The sequence below is a fragment of the Parabacteroides sp. 20_3 genome (assembly GCF_964238835.1).
Classification (GTDB): domain Bacteria; phylum Bacteroidota; class Bacteroidia; order Bacteroidales; family Tannerellaceae; genus Parabacteroides; species Parabacteroides distasonis.
The window spans coordinates 300,071-316,329 of the sequence record NZ_CAXSNO010000009.1; the positions used below are offsets into that span (position 1 = coordinate 300,071).

14 protein-coding genes are annotated in these 16,259 nt (G+C 48.7%); 7 read left to right on the plus strand and 7 right to left on the minus strand.

Features of this window, described 5'->3' with window-relative positions:
- The first annotated feature begins 192 nt into the window (after nt 1-192).
- The 3 genes from ACESPU_RS18630 to ACESPU_RS18640 are packed head-to-tail and all read left to right on the plus strand — an operon-like array spanning nt 193 to nt 4,084.
- Nucleotides 193-1,758: a glycerol-3-phosphate dehydrogenase/oxidase gene (locus tag ACESPU_RS18630; protein WP_373133588.1), complete on the plus strand. Its 1,566-nt coding sequence runs from the start codon at nt 193-195 to the stop codon at nt 1,756-1,758.
- A gap of 32 nt (nt 1,759-1,790) precedes the next feature.
- A complete protein-coding gene (gene glpK / locus ACESPU_RS18635) occupies nt 1,791-3,290 on the plus strand; it encodes a glycerol kinase GlpK (RefSeq protein ID WP_008773317.1) in 1,500 nt (499 codons plus the stop codon).
- A gap of 56 nt (nt 3,291-3,346) precedes the next feature.
- Nucleotides 3,347-4,084 carry an MIP/aquaporin family protein gene (locus ACESPU_RS18640; RefSeq protein ID WP_005855011.1) on the plus strand — a complete coding sequence of 246 codons (738 nt, stop codon included), beginning with the start codon at nt 3,347-3,349 and terminating at the stop codon, nt 4,082-4,084.
- Here ACESPU_RS18640 and ACESPU_RS18645 read toward each other — a convergent pair.
- From ACESPU_RS18645 to ACESPU_RS18675, 7 genes are read right to left on the minus strand one after another with little or no spacing between them, the layout of a single operon-like run.
- The gene (locus ACESPU_RS18645) at nt 4,050-4,529 is read right to left on the minus strand and encodes a HyaD/HybD family hydrogenase maturation endopeptidase (RefSeq protein WP_005865036.1); all 480 of its coding nucleotides are present in this window, start codon (nt 4,527-4,529) and stop codon (nt 4,050-4,052) included. The genes ACESPU_RS18640 and ACESPU_RS18645 overlap by 35 nt on opposite strands.
- The gene (gene cybH, locus ACESPU_RS18650; RefSeq protein ID WP_005865039.1) at nt 4,526-5,263 is read right to left on the minus strand and encodes a Ni/Fe-hydrogenase, b-type cytochrome subunit; all 738 of its coding nucleotides are present in this window, start codon (nt 5,261-5,263) and stop codon (nt 4,526-4,528) included. Before cybH ends, ACESPU_RS18645 begins: the two co-directional genes overlap by 4 nt.
- Before the next feature lie 14 nt (nt 5,264-5,277).
- Entirely contained in the window at nt 5,278-6,999 is a 1,722-nt protein-coding gene (locus ACESPU_RS18655; protein ID WP_005865041.1) for a nickel-dependent hydrogenase large subunit, read from the minus strand.
- A 15-nt stretch (nt 7,000-7,014) separates the two neighbouring features.
- On the minus strand, nt 7,015-8,112 hold the full coding sequence (locus ACESPU_RS18660) for a hydrogenase small subunit (RefSeq protein WP_122378992.1): 1,098 nt from the start codon (nt 8,110-8,112) through the stop codon (nt 7,015-7,017).
- Nucleotides 8,113-8,131: 19 nt separating this feature from the next.
- Nucleotides 8,132-9,181 (minus strand): hydrogenase expression/formation protein HypE, encoded by a 1,050-nt coding sequence (gene hypE / locus ACESPU_RS18665; protein WP_122144927.1) that lies wholly within the window; start codon nt 9,179-9,181, stop codon nt 8,132-8,134.
- A 6-nt stretch (nt 9,182-9,187) separates the two neighbouring features.
- Nucleotides 9,188-10,267, minus strand: a complete 1,080-nt coding sequence (gene hypD / locus ACESPU_RS18670; RefSeq protein ID WP_195284033.1) for a hydrogenase formation protein HypD — start codon at nt 10,265-10,267, stop codon at nt 9,188-9,190.
- Nucleotides 10,255-10,488 (minus strand): HypC/HybG/HupF family hydrogenase formation chaperone, encoded by a 234-nt coding sequence (locus tag ACESPU_RS18675; protein ID WP_005865048.1) that lies wholly within the window; start codon nt 10,486-10,488, stop codon nt 10,255-10,257. Before ACESPU_RS18675 ends, hypD begins: the two co-directional genes overlap by 13 nt.
- A 159-nt stretch (nt 10,489-10,647) precedes the next feature.
- On the opposite strand from ACESPU_RS18675, the gene hypF reads away from it, so the two are divergent.
- From hypF to ACESPU_RS18695, 4 genes are all read left to right on the plus strand, one after another.
- The gene (hypF, locus tag ACESPU_RS18680; protein WP_158532984.1) at nt 10,648-12,930 is read left to right on the plus strand and encodes a carbamoyltransferase HypF; all 2,283 of its coding nucleotides are present in this window, start codon (nt 10,648-10,650) and stop codon (nt 12,928-12,930) included.
- Between the two features lie 12 nt (nt 12,931-12,942).
- Nucleotides 12,943-13,290, plus strand: a complete 348-nt coding sequence (gene hypA / locus ACESPU_RS18685) for a hydrogenase maturation nickel metallochaperone HypA (RefSeq protein WP_048928657.1) — start codon at nt 12,943-12,945, stop codon at nt 13,288-13,290.
- Nucleotides 13,291-13,319: 29 nt separating this feature from the next.
- Nucleotides 13,320-14,072 (plus strand): hydrogenase nickel incorporation protein HypB, encoded by a 753-nt coding sequence (gene hypB, locus ACESPU_RS18690; protein ID WP_005865052.1) that lies wholly within the window; start codon nt 13,320-13,322, stop codon nt 14,070-14,072.
- A gap of 79 nt (nt 14,073-14,151) precedes the next feature.
- Nucleotides 14,152-16,212 (plus strand): acetate--CoA ligase family protein, encoded by a 2,061-nt coding sequence (locus tag ACESPU_RS18695; RefSeq protein WP_122380888.1) that lies wholly within the window; start codon nt 14,152-14,154, stop codon nt 16,210-16,212.
- Nucleotides 16,213-16,259: the final 47 nt, after the last annotated feature.

The following is a 16,259-nucleotide window of genomic DNA, read 5'->3' on the forward strand; positions in this document are numbered from 1 at the left end:
AAGGAAAACTTTTGTTTCCCTATAGCAAAACAAAAGTTTCTTCAGCAGGAAACTTTTGTTTCTTCCAATAGAAACTGCAGTTATCTTTATGGAAAACAGAAAGCGCTACTGATCCTTTTTCCCAAATCCTTTGTTATACTAAGAATTAATGGTTAGATTTGTGACTGTTAATCTTAATAAAGGAGGAGCTATATGGACCGTAGTAAAATGATTTCTCAGTTGGAAGACCCGTCTGAAGCCTTTGATTTTCTTGTGATCGGAGGAGGAGCTACCGGCATAGGTATCGCTCTGGATGCTTCGACAAGAGGATATAGAGTCGCCTTATTCGAACAATCGGACTTTACGAAAGGAACTTCCAGCCGTAGTACGAAGTTGGTCCATGGCGGTGTCCGTTATTTGGCGCAAGGAGATGTCTCCTTGGTTCTGGAAGCCTTGCGGGAACGAGGCCTGCTACGCCAGAACGCTCCCCATTTGGTAAAAGATCAAACCTTCTTAATCCCTTGTTATCGTTGGTGGGAAGGCCCGTTTTATACGATAGGCCTGATCCTATATGATGTGATGGCCGGAAAATTAGGTCTGGGACGTTCGGTTTGTATCGGTCCGAAACGGGCGCTCCGTACCATTCCGATGCTCCGATCGAAAGGGATGACCGCCGGGGTGCTTTATCATGACGGCCAGTTCGATGATTCCCGTCTTGCGATTAATATGGTCCGCAGCTCTATCGACGCTGGTGCTTGTATCTTGAACTACGCGAAAGTCATAGGGCTTCTGAAGGACGGCGACCGCAAAGTATCCGGCGTTACGGTTCGAGATGAGGAGACCGGTACGGTTTATCAAGTAAGATCCCGTTGCGTGATCAACGCTACCGGTGTCTTCGCTGATGAGATCTTGCAAATGGACGAGCCGGGTAAACGCCCGACCGTTCGCCCCAGCCAAGGAGTCCATTTGGTATTGGATTCCTCTTTCTTGCAAAGTGATTGCGCCATTATGATTCCTAAGACATCGGATGGACGTGTGTTGTTCGCCGTACCTTGGCATGATAAAGTCGTGGTAGGGACAACGGATACCTTGATGGAATCGCCGGAAAAAGAGCCGGTAGCCTTAGAGAAAGAAATCCAATTTATACTCGATACGGCCGCTAACTATTTGACCCGGCCACCCAAGCGAAGCGATGTCTTATCTGTGTTCGCGGGGCTTCGTCCGCTCGCCGCTCCCCGTAGCGAAGGTAAAAAGACAAAAGAGATATCACGTAGCCATAAATTGATCCGGGAGAAATCCGGCTTGATCACCATTATCGGAGGCAAATGGACAACCTACCGGAAAATGGCTCAAGATACCCTAGACCTAGCGATACGTTACATGCATATTCCTACAAAAGACTGTATTACCGAGCGTTACCAAATCCATGGTAGCCGGAAGAATCCGGATTTCTCCGATCCTTTATACGTATATGGTACGGATGCCGACGAAATCCGTAACTTAGTGGCCTCTTCCCCCGCCATGGCGGAGAAGTTGCATCCGGACTATGCCTATACGGTAGGAGAGGTAACTTGGCTGGTCCGTAATGAGATGCCTCGTACTTTGGAGGATGTATTGGCACGCCGTTTGCGTATCTTATTCTTAGACGCACGGGCGGCGATGGCAATGGCTCCTAAAGTAGCGGGGATTCTGGCTACGGAATGGGGGAAGGACGAGACTTGGACCTCTGCTCAGGTAAAGGCGTTTAATGAGGTTGCCTCGAATTATATACTGAATTGACAAATTGATAAACGATACTAATATAGAAGGATATGAATTTTCGAAATAAATATGTGTTGGCGATCGATCAGGGAACCACTAGCTCCCGGGCTATCCTGTTTAATCATCAAGGAACTATTATTACGTTGGCTCAGAAGCCATTCCAACAGTATTTCCCGAAACCGGGCTGGGTAGAGCACGACCCGAATGAGATTTGGTACACCCAATCGTCTGTCATCAAGGAGGCGATGGCAAAAGCGGATGTCACGGATAGCCATATCGCCTGTATCGGAATCGCTAACCAACGGGAGACTACCATCATCTGGGACCGGGAGACTGGCTTTCCCGTATACAACGCGATCGTATGGCAGGATCGCCGTACGGCGGATTATTGCGAGGAACTTAAATCGCAAGGCTGGGCGGAACGTATCCAGCAGAAGACCGGATTGGTGATCGACGCTTATTTCTCCGCCACGAAGATAAAATGGATATTGGATAACGTAAAGGGTATCCGGGAGCGTGCGGAGCGGGGAGAGCTATGCTTCGGTACGGTAGATACTTGGCTGGTTTGGAAACTTACCCGGGGCGCTCAATTCATTACGGATGTGACGAACGCTTCCCGTACCATGCTTTTCAATATCCGTACTTTGCAATGGGATCAAGAGTTATTGGACTTGTTTACGATACCTGCCTCGATGTTACCGCAAGTGAAAGCCTGTAGCGAGGTTTACTGCGAGACATCAACTCCTATTTTTAAGAAAGGCATCCCGGTATCCGGTATGGCTGGCGACCAACAGGCGGCTCTGTTCGGCCAGCTCTGCGTAGAGGATGGTATGATCAAGACAACCTACGGAACCGGCTGCTTTATGATCCTGAATACCGGCAAGGAACCCGTTCTTTCCCAGAATAACCTATTGACAACGATCGCATGGAAATTAGGGGATCAGACGACCTATGCGCTGGAAGGTAGTGTCTTTGTGGGAGGTGCCGTCGTTCAATGGTTGAGGGATGGGATCGGCTTGATTCCGAATGCCTCGATTACGGAGCAAATGGCGAAATCCGTCAGTGATAATGGGGGTGTTTATTTTGTGCCGGCGTTAACGGGTTTGGGTGCGCCGTATTGGGATCAATACGCACGTGGCGCTATTATCGGGATTACCCGTGGAACTACGGCGGCTCATTTAACCCGTGCGGCTTTGGAGGGCATCTGTTATCAAGTATATGATGTATTGATGGCCATGGAAAACGATATTCACGCCAAGCCGAAAGAGATTCGGGTAGATGGCGGTGCTATCGCTAATAACTTCTTGATGCAATTCCAGTCCGATATCTGCCGCTGTCCGGTCGTACGTCCGAATGTATTGGAGACGACTGCTTTGGGAGCCGCTTATTTGGCGGGCTTGGCGATCGGCTATTGGAAGGATATCGATGAACTGAAAGAACAATGGTGCTTGGATAAGGTCTTTAACCCACAAATGAAAGAGGATACCGCCCGTAAATTATTGAACGAATGGCATAAGGCGGTGGGGCGTTCTCAGAATTGGGCTGAATAATGAAAATCATCTTATAGGCAGATTAACAAGTTAACAAATTCTTAAATTATTATCTTATGTCTCCATTTTTAGCGGAATTATTAGGGACTATGCTCTTGATCCTGATGGGAGGAGGAGTTGTAGCGAATGTCTGTTTGTCGAAAACAAAAGGCAATGGAGCGGGCTGGATAGCGATAACGACCGCTTGGGCTTTAGGCGTATTTATCGGTGTTGTGGTAGCCGGCCCTTATAGTGGCGCACATTTGAATCCGGCGGTATCGATCGGCTTGGCGATCGGAGGGACTTTCCCTTGGTGTGATGTATGTACTTATATAGCCGGGCAAATGATAGGTGCCGCTTTGGGCGCTTTATTGGTCTGGCTGGTTTATAAGGATCACTTCAACGCTACGGATGATCCGGATGCGGAATTAGGCGTATTCTGTACGAGTCCTGCTATCAAAGATTATCCAATTAATTTCTTAGGTGAGATGATCGGTACGTTCGCCTTGATGTTTGTCGTATTTTTTATAACGGACGGAGAACTAACCTACGAAAGCAATAGTACCTTGCCGATAGGTTTAGGTTCGGTAGGTGCCATTCCGGTAGCGTTTACGGTCTGGGTAATCGGCCTTTCCTTAGGTGGAACTACCGGTTACGCGATTAACCCTGCCCGTGATTTAGCTCCCCGGTTCATACACTTTATTTTGCCGATCAAGGGAAAAGGCAGCAGCCATTGGGAGTATGCTTGGGTACCTGTTTTAGGGCCGATAGCTGGGGCCGCTATTGCCGGTATGCTCTATTATGTATTGAAATAATCTCTTGTATCATCCGGATCACTTTCGGAACCGCCGCTTTTACCTCGGGTGTCAGATCCATTCCGACCTCGTTGATATTGAGGGCGGAGATGACAATGAGATGGGTTTCCGGGAGATCGTCGGTCAGGATCATGGCGTCGATCATATCTTTTAGACCGATCTCGTGGGCGCTCATGAGCGGGGGAAAGTCGGTGGCGTAACGAGGTTGGATCAGACGGACGGTGCCCGGAGGGTTATTATCCAGCGTGGCGTCGATCATGATGATACGGTCATATCCTTGCAGCCAACTTAATAAATGAAGTCCTCCCGTGCCCCCGTCCATCAAATGGACGTGAGCCGGGAGCTTCTCGTTTTCTAAAGCCTTGATAACGTGTATGCCTACACCTTCGTCTTTCAGCAATAAATTGCCTACTCCTAATACTAATGTTTCCTTCTCCACTTTCATCCTTTTTTAGCGATCTTAGTGATAGTCTCGGCAGTCTCGGTTACCTCTTCCTTGTCCGCTATGTCTTCCTCGATAAACTTCCAGCCACCGATGATGGACGAAGTCTCGCCACGTTGCTCGATATAGTCATGATAAAATACCAGATAAATATGAACGATAGCGAAAAGGATGAAGAACCACATCAGGAAATGATGAATCTGGCGAGCCATCAAATCCCCGCCCATCAACGGGATGGTCCATGCGAACAATTGCGGGAAGAAAGACTGACTCATCTTGGCGTATAGGCCGAATCCTGTGATACTTTGTAACAAAAATGCCCAGAAAGTTCCGAAATAAATTAAGCTAGCCAAGGCGTTATGCCCGATACTGTCTACCGGTTTGTTCTTAATCATCAAGATATCTACCTTGATCACCTCCAATACCTCTTTCCATTGAGATTTCTTTAAAGGGATGAAGTTATTCCATCTGGCATAACGATTCCCGACGAATCCCCAATAAAGCCGGAATACGAAATTGAAGAAGAATACGAACGCTGTTACGAAATGGATAAACCGAACCACGCCGAACCAATAGCTGAAATAAGCCTCCGAAGCGGACATGATCGCGGGAGGATCGGCGATGATAAAGCCTGTCACGCAGAGTATGACGATACAGAGCGCATTCACCCAATGATAGATACGTACGGGTAATTCCCATACATACACTTCTCTTAAACGTTTCTTACGACTCTTCATGGCTCTATTGTTTTTTAGAATGTATCAACTTGGTGCACATATTTTCCTTCCTCGTCATACAGATGCACGGCACAAGCCAGACAAGGATCGAAAGAGTGGATCGTCCGAAGAATCTCTAAGGGTTGCTTCGGATCGTATATCGGCGTACCGATCAAAGCGGACTCGTAGGCGGACAATACGCCGTTCTCATCCCTCGGTGAGGCGTTCCAAGTAGTAGGCACTACCATCTGGTAGTTCTTTACCCGGTTCTTGTCGATCACGATGAAATGGGCTAATGCTCCACGGGGAGCTTCGGCTAATCCTACGCCTTGCTCATGATCGGGCCAGTTCTCCCGTTCCCATTCGGCACTGTTTGCCATCCGGGAATCCCCGTTCTCTAGGTTCTTGATCAATTGGTTGAAAAACTCAAGGGCCCAGTCTGCTGCCATTCTACATTCCAATCCACGAGCAGCGGTGCGTCCTAGGGTAGAGAATAAAGCATCTACCGGCAAGTCGAGCTGACGTAAAGTCTCGTCTACGATACTCTTTTGGGGTTCCTTCCCTGCGGCGTAAGCTACGATCAAACGGGCTAACGGACCCACTTCCATTGGTTCCTGTTTCCACCGTGGCGTCTTGATCCAACTATATTTATCCTCTACGTCCAGCAACTTATAGGGGGGACGAGGGCCGGTATATTCCAGATGAGTCTCTCCCTCGTAGGGATGCAAACCGGCTTTGTCTCCTTGCGTGTATTTATACCATGAATGATAAATGTACTCCTTGATTTCCTCAGGGGAGTTAGCGTCTACGGGATGTACCTTGCTTAGGTCACGATCCAAAACGATTCCTCTGGGGATCTTATAACTTTCCACTTCCCCGAGATCGAACATCGGATAGTCTCCGTAAGACAAATAGTTTCGTACTCCTCCGCCAATCTTACTCCATTTGTCTTTATAAACGTTGGCGATCATCAATAAATCCGGGATATAAACTTGATTGATGAATGTTTTCGCCTCCTCTAGTTTCTGCTTTACCAGAGCGAGTCGATCTGCGTTGATCGCATTGGCCTCATTTAAGTCGATGCTGCAAGGCATACCGCCTACGATATAGTTTGGATGCGGATTCTTGCCCCCGAACACGGCGTGTACCTTGACGACCTCTTTCTGCCATTCCAATGCGTCCAGATAATGGACGGTAGCGATAAGGTTCTGTTCCGGCGTAAGTTTATAGTCCGGATGTCCCCAATACCCATTGGCGAATATACCAAGCTGCCCGCTGGCAACGAACTTCTTTAGCCGTTGTTGTGTGGCGGTGAAATACCCCTCGGTATTCTTTGCCCATGGAGAAAGTTGCTGGGCAAGTAAAGCGGCGGCTTTCGGATCGGCTTTTAAGGCGGATACCACATCTACCCAATCCAATGCATGCAATTGATAGAAATGCACCGTATGGTCATGCATATACAATACGGCTTGCATGATATTACGAACCATACTGGCGTTGGGAGGGATCACGATACCCCGTGCGTTCTCGACCGCCCGTACCGAGGCAAGCGAGTGGATGGAAGTACATACGCCGCAAACACGGCCTACGAAAGCCCATACATCCCGGGGATCCCGGTCTTTTACGATATTCTCGATGCCCCGCACCATGGTACCCGAGCTATAGGCGTTCTTGATAGTGCCACCTTCTATTTCAGCCTCTACCCGCAGGTGGCCTTCTATACGGGTAATGGGGTCTATGACAATTCTTTCTGACATGATAGTATTGTTTTATTAGATCGTAGATTTACTTTCCTGCTCATCATTGTCGATAAGCTCTTTTTTCCGTATGTTAGTCGCTACGGCATGTACGGCGATACCGGCGGCGGTAGCGGCTCCTAGAGCCAGACCGATCTGATCCGCCGTGGCCTCGATACCGAATCCGTGTATATCGGGCATACGTTTATAGAACGGGCTGTTGTCCCAGAAATTCTCCTCGCTGCAACCTAAACAGGGGTGACCGCTTTGGATTGGGTAACTGGTGCCCTCGTTCCATTTGATGATACCGCACGAGTTATAGGTGCTTGGACCTTTACATCCCACTTTATACAGGCAGTAGCCATGCTTGGCGTTCTCATCGTCGAAGCTCTCCACGAACAAACCGGCGTCGAAATTCGCACGGCGGTAGCACGTATCATGTACCCGGCGTGAGTAGAACATCTTCGGACGGCCCAATCCATCCAATTGTGGCATACGATCGAAGGTCAACATATAGATAATGACACCCGCCATCACGTCGGCGATCGGAGGACAGCCTTGTACATTAATAATAGGTTTACCTTTGATGACTTTATGGATACCTTTAGCGCCGGTAGGATTCGGGTTCGCCGCTTGCACGCAACCGGCGGAAGCGCAGTTGCCCCAAGCGATGATCGCTTTAGCTCCTGCGGCGGCCTCTTCGGTGATCTGCAAGGCACTCTTGCCGCCTACGCAACAATAAGCCTCGTCTTTTGTAGGTAACGATCCCTCGATCATCAGCAGATAATTGCCGTAATATTTTTTCATGGTCTCTTCCTTAGCGGCCTCGGCCTGTTCGCCGGCGGCGGCCATCAGCGTCTCGGTATAGTCTAGGGAAATCTTGTCTAACAACAAGGTAGCCACGATCGGGTGGGCGGCACGGATAAACGATTCGGTACAACAGGTACATTCCTGTAGGTGTAGCCAGATGATCGGAAGGCGGGGTTTCGTCTCCAAGGCATTTACTACCTGTGCCACTCCCGAAGCCTCCAATCCCATCAGGGCGGCCATGGTGGTACAGAACTTCAGGAAGTCCCGGCGGGAGATGCCTTTCTGACGGCACTCTTCGTAAACGGACGGTCTTTTATTTTCCATATCTCAGCAATTAAGTATTCTAACAAATACGGGGGAGTTGCTCCCCGCTTAGCATATCGATGATCCGGTAGTTACCGTATAATGTCTTCATCTTGACCCGGGCTTGCTCTCCGCTTTGCTTGGTGATACGGCCGATAACGGTCGCTTGCCTGCCCTCCTCAAAACGTCTCATAAGGGGTAACGCTTGTTCCGCAAGGCTTTCCGGCAGGATCACAAGAACCAATCCTTCGTTCGCTATATAGAGTGGGTCTAATCCTAGCATCTCGGATGCGGCACGTACCGCTTCCGGAATAGGCAGGGCGTCTTCGTCCAGCAGGATATCCACACCAGCGTCTTGGGCGATCTCGTTGAGGGTTCCGCTTACGCCACCTCGGGTGGGGTCACGTAAGACATGTACCTCTCCTATAGTATGTAACAGCTCAGAAATCAGAATGTTTAGCGAAGCGGTATCACTTTTTAGATCCGTCTCGAATCCCAAGCTTTCCCGTGCGGAAAGGATCGTGATACCATGTAGACCAATCGGGCCGCTACAAATGACGACATCGCCGGGAGTCGCTTGGTCTGGGGCGATTCGTATGCCCGGAGGGACGATCCCGATCCCACTGGTGTTGATAAACAATTTATCGCATTTGCCCCGTTCCACCACTTTTGTGTCTCCTGCTACGATCTGTACGCCGGCACGCTCCGCCGCACGTTTCATGGATTGTACGATACGCTGAAGATCTGCTAGAGGCAAGCCCTCTTCCAGTATAAACCCGGCGGTCAGATACAAAGGACGGGCACCACAACAAGCCAAATCGTTAACGGTCCCGTTGATCGCCAGATCACCGATATCTCCTCCGGGGAAAAAGATCGGGTCTACCACGAAGGAGTCGGTAGAGTAGGCCAGTCGCCCTTCTTCCATAGGGAACACGCATCCGTCATGATCCTGCTCCAATAATGGGTTCCGGAAAGCCGGATAAAATACTTGGCTGATCAGTTGGTGTGTCATGCGTCCTCCCCCTCCGTGCGCTAGTAACACACGGTCTGAGTCGGTAAAAGGAATCGGGCAATTCAAGTGTATATTCATATCTTTCTATTTATATCTATAATAAGCGGCACAAACCCCTTCCGAGGAGACCATCGGGGCTCCCAGCGGATGGGTGGGATGGCAGGCCTTCCCGAAATGGGGACAGTCCGAGGGTTGCCTCAAACCTCTCATAATCAGTCCGGCGATACATTCGGATGCGATTTGGTTTTCTTCCGGACGCAATTGAAATCTCATTCGGGAGGAATATCTTTTATATTCGGATCGAAGTTGAAGCCCGCTGGAGGGGATGATTCCGATGCCCCGCCAGTCTTGGTCGCAAGGTTCCAACATCTCGTCTATAAGTTGGCGGGCGGCGGCATTCCCTTGCTCGGGAACGGCCCGTTTGTAAGCGTTCTCTACCTCATAACTTCCGGCTTCCAACTGGGAGACACAGCGGTAGATACCATATAATAGATCTACCGGCTCGAATCCGGTGACGACCATCGGGATTTTATAGTGGGCGGCTAATCGGTGATAGGCCCTGTTGCCTGTGATGGCGCAGACATGTCCGGCTGTCAGGAAGCCATTCACTTTGCTTTCCGGATCTGATAAGATAGTCTCGATAGCGGGTGGTACCGTGAATAAGGAAGTCAATATGGAAAAGTTCGGAAGTCCTCGGCGTATGGCCTCTTTCAAAGCCATGAGGTGGACAGGTGCGGTCGTCTCAAAACCAATCGCGAAGAATACGATTTCCTTATCCGGGTTCTCCTTGGCGAGTGATAGGGCATCCAAGGGCGTATATAGCATACGGATATCCGCTCCTCTCGCTTTTACGCTCAATAAATCCTCCTTACTTCCCGGAACTCGCATCATATCCCCGAAAGAGGCTAAGATCACATTCGGCTGTGTCGCCAACTTCAAGGCGTAGTCGATTGTCTCGACCGGTGTTACACAGACCGGGCAGCCCGGCCCATGGAGCAGTTGAATATCCGGCGGCAATATCTCTTCCAGCCGATAACGGGCGATAGCATGTGTTTGCCCGCCACAAATCTCCATGATATACCAAGGCCGTGTCACCTTTTTGCGGATGGCCTCCAGAAGAGTTTGTACCTTCTCGTTGCTTCTATATTCGTCTACGAAACGCACTTTTGTAATTCTTTAAGGTCTTTCAGTGTTTCCTCCGCTTCTTTCTCATCTACAACAGATATAGCGATCCCTGCGTGAGCGAGGATATAATCCCCCTGTTTCACATCCACCCATTCAATACATATATTCTTTAGGATGCCTCCGAAATCAACTTTAGCCATGGTCATTTCGGGGATGCTTCGATCGATTGAGATAATCTTTCCGGGTACCGCTAAACACATATCGTTTCAATTTATTTAATAACCTCAAAGATACTTAATATGTTTAAGAGGGAAAGATAAAATTGATAAATATTATTTATAAGATGATAGATAATATCTCTTTAGTAAATACGATAGTCGATTCGTGTCTGATTAGACATTTATTCCTATATTTGTGCTATGGCGAAGAATAAAATATATGCGTTGATTATTCAAGGCTTGGTTCAAGGGGTTGGTTTTCGCCCTTTTATCTACCGGATCGCTAAAGATCTGGGGATGAAAGGTTGTGTGGAGAATATGAATAATGGAGTACGTATCTTGGTTGCCGCTACTCCGGATGATCGGGATTTGCTGATAAGTCGTATACGGACCGAGCATCCTCGTGTCGCTTATATCCATCGGATCTCCTATACATCTACGGAAATGGATGAAGATGATTTTGACGATTTTACGATTACGCCCAGCCATTCAGAATCGGATGAGGTCACGCAGGTCTCCCCTGATATCGCTGTTTGTGCGGATTGTATGCGAGACCGGACTACGCAACCCCATCGAATCGGATATCCTTTTATTAATTGTACGCATTGTGGCCCTCGCTTCTCTATTATCCGGGACCTTCCTTACGACCGTTCGCAGACAACGATGGGCGGTTTCCTTATGTGTCCCGATTGTGAGAAAGAATATACGAATGTTATCGATCGCCGTTTCCATGCCCAACCTGTCGCTTGCAATCATTGTGGCCCGACTTATTACGCGACTTATAACGAGGAGACTTATATTGATTATGAGACCTTATTGAAACTTACCTCTCGCTTATTGCTTGGTGGAGAGGTTATTGCGGCTAAAGGAATCGGAGGCTATCATTTGATTTGTGATGCCTCGAACGAGAGAGCGGTTGCCCGTCTGCGAGAGATAAAGCAGCGGGATACCAAACCATTCGCTGTTATGTTCCGTGATCTGGAACATCTGCAAGTCTATACGGTAACGGAGCCGATGGAGGAGCGATGCTTAGTTTCTTGGCGCCGTCCGATCGTACTGCTGAGGCAACGGAGCCGGTTAGCTTCCGGAATCAATCCGGGCATGCATACGCTAGGATGTATGTTGTCTTATATGCCGATTCATTACGATTGGTTTGCTCGTACAGGGATACCTGCGTTGGTAATGACCAGCGGGAATCTAAGCGATTTGCCGATAGCGATCACCCCGGAGGATGCGGAGGCGCAATTAGCGGGAAAGGTAGCGATCCTCTTGCATCATAATCGCCCGATCCATAACCGGGTAGATGATTCTGTATTGCAGGTCTGCGGAGGACAACCTTGCTTGATCCGTCGTTCCCGGGGCTATGTGCCGGAACCCTTTTTCACGGATACAAATGTGGAGGGGATCATGGCTTTCGGTGCGGAGAAAGTGAACACGTTCGCTTTGGGGAAAGGAGAGACGATCCTGCAAAGTCAATATATTGGCGACTTAAAGAACTGGGAGACTTTCCGGTTCTATACGGAATCTATGGAGCGGTTTCGTCATTTGTTTCGTTTCAATCTCCAGCGATTGGTTTGTGATCTGCATCCGGATTATCTTTCCAGCCAAGAGGCGGAACGTATCTCGAAATCTCTTTCCTTACCTTTATTAAAGGTACAACATCATCATGCTCATGCCGCTGCTTGTATGTTGGAGCATGGATTGAATGAGCCGGTTCTCGCTATCGTGATGGATGGGACAGGTCTGGGTGATGATGGTAAGGTTTGGGGAGGCGAGTTCTTCTTTTGTGACCGAGCGAAATACCGTCGCCTTTCCCATTTTGAGTATGTCCCGTTACCGGGAGGCGACAAGGCGGCTGAGGAGCCATGGCGAATGGTTGTCGCCTATTTGTGGCATTATTTCAAGGACGAACCGTCGGGTATTCCTTATCCGGCCGATTTCGTGGAACGCATAGGCACGGAAAGGATCGCTATGCTTGAACGAATGATGGAGAAAGGTGTGAATACACCCTATACATCCAGCGCTGGCCGGCTGTTTGATGCGGTAGCTTCTTTATTGGGGATTTGCGATGTCTCCAGCCACCAAGCGGAGGCTCCGGTCTTATTGGAGCAGGCGGCGATGGGAGAGAGGAACGCTTATGCGTATCCCGTCTCGGCGGAGGGAGAGGAAATCTCTTTTTATTCTTTGTTTGAGGCATTATTGCATGATAAGACGAACGAGGTCCCGGTGAGCTTGATATCCGCCCGTTTCCATACGACATTGGCTTCCTTGTTTGTGCAGAAAGCCCGCTTGTTGATTAAACGGACGAAAGCGACACAAGTGGTTATCTCGGGAGGATGTTTCCAGAATAAATTATTGACGGAGTCGATGAGGAGACAGTTCATCATGGCTGGGGTCCCCGTCTATATTCCGTCTCGTATACCTTGTAACGATGGCGGGATAGCCGTGGGGCAATTAACGATCGCCTCGGTGACTCCCTTTTAAAAGAGATCAGATATGCATGAGTTGTCTATAGCCCGTAGTATCGTGGAGCTGGTCGAGGAACAAGCGGATAACCGGGGAGCCTCGGTGGTCGAAGAGTTGGAGTTAGAGATAGGACATTTGTCCGGCGTAGAGATCCAAACCTTAGCGTTCGCATTGGATAGCGCCATAAAAGGTAGCAAGCTGGAAAAGGCCCGGATTATCCGTCATTATATTGAGGGGGAAGGACAGTGTAGCGACTGTGAGACCATTTTCCCAATGAACGCCTTGTTTTCCCCTTGTCCCCATTGTGGCTCCTATTTAGTTAAAATCCTTAAAGGGAAGGAACTTCGGGTGAAGTCGATTGTTATTAAAAAGGAATGATATATTAATGAAATAAAAACTTAAATACTATGTGCGGAACTTGCGGATGCGGAGAGCATCATCACCATCACGATCATACGCATGAGCATTCTCATGGCCATGAACATCATCACCATCCTGATGAAGGGATCGTAATCAATCTGGAACAAGATATACTTCAACGTAACAACTTATTGGCGGAGCGAAACCGGGGATATTTCGAGGCTAAGAACCTGTTCTGCCTGAACTTGATGAGTTCGCCCGGATCCGGTAAGACAACTTTGCTGGAAGAGACGATCCGCCGTTTGAAAGCGAAGCGACCGATCTATGTGATAGAAGGCGATCAACAAACCTCAAACGATGCCGACCGTATAGCGGCGTTGGAGATTCCCGTGTTTCAGGTAAATACCGGTACCGGCTGTCATTTGGAAGCCGACATGGTCAATCATGCCGTTAAGCATCTGAATCCGAAGGAGGGAGCGATCCTTTTTATAGAGAATGTCGGCAATCTGGTCTGTCCGGCCATGTTCGATCTCGGAGAGTCCAAGAAAGTCGTTATCGTGAGTACGACGGAGGGAGATGATAAACCGTTGAAATACCCACATATCTTTCAGGAGGCAGATATCTGCGTAATCAACAAGATTGATCTGGCTCCTTATCTGAATACAAAAGTGGAAGTGCTTCGGGAAAACGCCTTGAAGGTAAATCACCATCTCCAGATATTCGAGGTATCCGCCACGAAAGGAGACGGGATGGATGCATGGTGTGACTGGTTGCAGACAGAGAGTGCAAAGTGTAAATAAATACCCCGGGTTTTAATGAATAAATGGAGAAAAAAACTATATTTGCTCCCATTCATTGAATCTAACTAATCAAAATGTTATGATTAACCGAGAATTGATTAATCCTCAAAGCATCGTAGTGGTGGGAGGTTCCAACAACGTACATAAACCGGGCGGTCGTATCGTGCGAAACCTGTTGGATGGAAAATATAAAGGAGAATTATGTGTGGTAAACGCCAAGGAGACAGACGTGCAAGGCGTCAAGTCTTATCCTTCTGTACATGATATCCCGGAGACGGAGTTGGCGATCATCTCGATTCCGAGTAAATCGTGCCCCGAGGTGATGGAAGTGCTGGCCCGGCAAAAGGGGGTAAAAGCTTTTATCGTGATCTCGGCCGGCTTCGGCGAGGAGACACACGAGGGCGGTATCTTGGAACAACAGATGCTGGATGTCGTGAATGAGGCGGGAGCCTCCTTGATCGGCCCGAACTGTATAGGGTTGATGAATATGAATTATCATGGCGTGTTTACGCAACCGATACCGGAATTCCATCCCGATGGCGTGGATTTCATCTCTAGCTCCGGCGGTACGGCCTTGTTCATTATCGAGTCGGCGCTGACAAAAGGGCTGCGTTTCTCTTCTGTTTGGTCGGTTGGGAACTCCAAGCAGAATGGAGTAGAGGATATCCTTGAATATATGGATCGGAACTTTGATCCGGTATTGGATTCCAAGATCAAGATGTTGTATATCGAGCAAATCAAGCAACCGGATAAATTGTTGTATCATGCGTCTTCCTTGATACGTAAGGGATGCAAGATCGCCGCTATCAAGGCGGGAAGTACGGAGTCGGGAAAGCGAGCTGCCTCTTCGCATACGGGCGCTATCGCTAGTTCGGACTCTGCCGTGGAGGCTTTGTTCCGTAAGGCGGGTATCGTGCGTTGTTTTAGCCGTGAGGAATTGACTACCGTGGCGAGTATCTTTACCTTGAAAGACGTGAAAGGGAAGAATTGTGCGATCGTGACACATGCCGGAGGGCCTGCGGTAATGCTGGCGGACGCTTTATCCAAGGGGCGTTTGAATGTTCCTAGTTTGGAAGGCCCTATCGCTGATGAGTTGAAATCCAAACTGTATCCGGGTGCCGCTGTCGGTAATCCGATTGATATTATCGGTACGGGGACACCGGAACATCTGGCTACAGCCATCGATTTCTGTGAGAATCGTTTCGATAATGTGGATTTGATGATGGTCATCTTCGGTAGTCCCGGTTTGGTAAAACTTTATGATACCTACGAGGTACTTCATAAAAAGATGGAAGAGTGCAAGAAGCCGATCTTCCCGATATTACCGTCTATCGTAACGGCCGGACCGGAGGTGAAGAGCTTTGTCAAGAAAGGCCATGTGAACTTCTCGGACGAGGTGACATTGGGTACCGCCCTTTCACGGGTGATCAATACGCCGAAACCGATGAGCACGGATATCCAGCTATATGGCGTGGATGTACCGGAAGTTCGTCGTATCATAGACCGGTTGCCGGGTAGCGGTTATTTAAATCCGGAGGAAGTGCGTACATTGTTGCGTGCCGCTAATATCCCGTTAGTGGAGGAATATGCTTCGGATGATAGGGATGCGTTGCTGGCTTTTGCCAAGAGGGTGAAATATCCGGTGGTAGCCAAGGTTGTGGGGCCTGTGCATAAGAGCGATATCGGTGGTGTGGCCTTGAATATCCGTGGAGAAGAGCATTTATTGTTCGAGTATGAACGTATGATGCGTCTGCCGGGTGTTACGGGCATCATGGTACAACCGATGTTGAAAGGACAGGAATTATTCTTGGGAGCTAAATATGAGGATCGTTTCGGCCATGTGGTACTTTGCGGGTTGGGTGGAATCTTCGTGGAGGTATTGAAGGATGTGTCTTATGGTTTGGCACCGTTATCATATGATGAGACTTATTCAATGATTCGTTCTTTGAGAGGGTATCCGATCATTAAAGGTACGCGTGGGCAAAAGGGCATCGACGAGCAACAATATGCGGACATTATCGTTCGCCTCTCTACCTTATTGCGTTTTGCCAGCGAGATAAAGGAAATGGATATAAATCCGTTGGTGGCTACGGATAGAGGCTTGTTCGCTGTAGACGCCCGTATCCGTATAGAGAAATAATAATGATTCAATGTGCCAATATGCGAATATGCTAATATCTGAATTAT

What these genes read in the sequence shown, in the direction of transcription:
- ACESPU_RS18630 (WP_373133588.1), top strand. Translation starts at nt 193, where the DNA reads ATGGACCGTAGTAAAATGATTTCTCAGTTGGAAGACCCGTCTGAAGCC.
- glpK (WP_008773317.1), top strand. Translation starts at nt 1,791, where the DNA reads ATGAATTTTCGAAATAAATATGTGTTGGCGATCGATCAGGGAACCACT.
- ACESPU_RS18640 (WP_005855011.1), top strand. Translation starts at nt 3,347, where the DNA reads ATGTCTCCATTTTTAGCGGAATTATTAGGGACTATGCTCTTGATCCTG.
- ACESPU_RS18645 (WP_005865036.1), bottom strand. Translation starts at nt 4,529, where the DNA reads ATGAAAGTGGAGAAGGAAACATTAGTATTAGGAGTAGGCAATTTATTG.
- cybH (WP_005865039.1), bottom strand. Translation starts at nt 5,263, where the DNA reads ATGAAGAGTCGTAAGAAACGTTTAAGAGAAGTGTATGTATGGGAATTA.
- ACESPU_RS18655 (WP_005865041.1), bottom strand. Translation starts at nt 6,999, where the DNA reads ATGTCAGAAAGAATTGTCATAGACCCCATTACCCGTATAGAAGGCCAC.
- ACESPU_RS18660 (WP_122378992.1), bottom strand. Translation starts at nt 8,112, where the DNA reads ATGGAAAATAAAAGACCGTCCGTTTACGAAGAGTGCCGTCAGAAAGGC.
- hypE (WP_122144927.1), bottom strand. Translation starts at nt 9,181, where the DNA reads ATGAATATACACTTGAATTGCCCGATTCCTTTTACCGACTCAGACCGT.
- ACESPU_RS18675 (WP_005865048.1), bottom strand. Translation starts at nt 10,488, where the DNA reads ATGTGTTTAGCGGTACCCGGAAAGATTATCTCAATCGATCGAAGCATC.
- hypF (WP_158532984.1), top strand. Translation starts at nt 10,648, where the DNA reads ATGGCGAAGAATAAAATATATGCGTTGATTATTCAAGGCTTGGTTCAA.
- hypA (WP_048928657.1), top strand. Translation starts at nt 12,943, where the DNA reads ATGCATGAGTTGTCTATAGCCCGTAGTATCGTGGAGCTGGTCGAGGAA.
- hypB (WP_005865052.1), top strand. Translation starts at nt 13,320, where the DNA reads ATGTGCGGAACTTGCGGATGCGGAGAGCATCATCACCATCACGATCAT.
- ACESPU_RS18695 (WP_122380888.1), top strand. Translation starts at nt 14,152, where the DNA reads ATGATTAACCGAGAATTGATTAATCCTCAAAGCATCGTAGTGGTGGGA.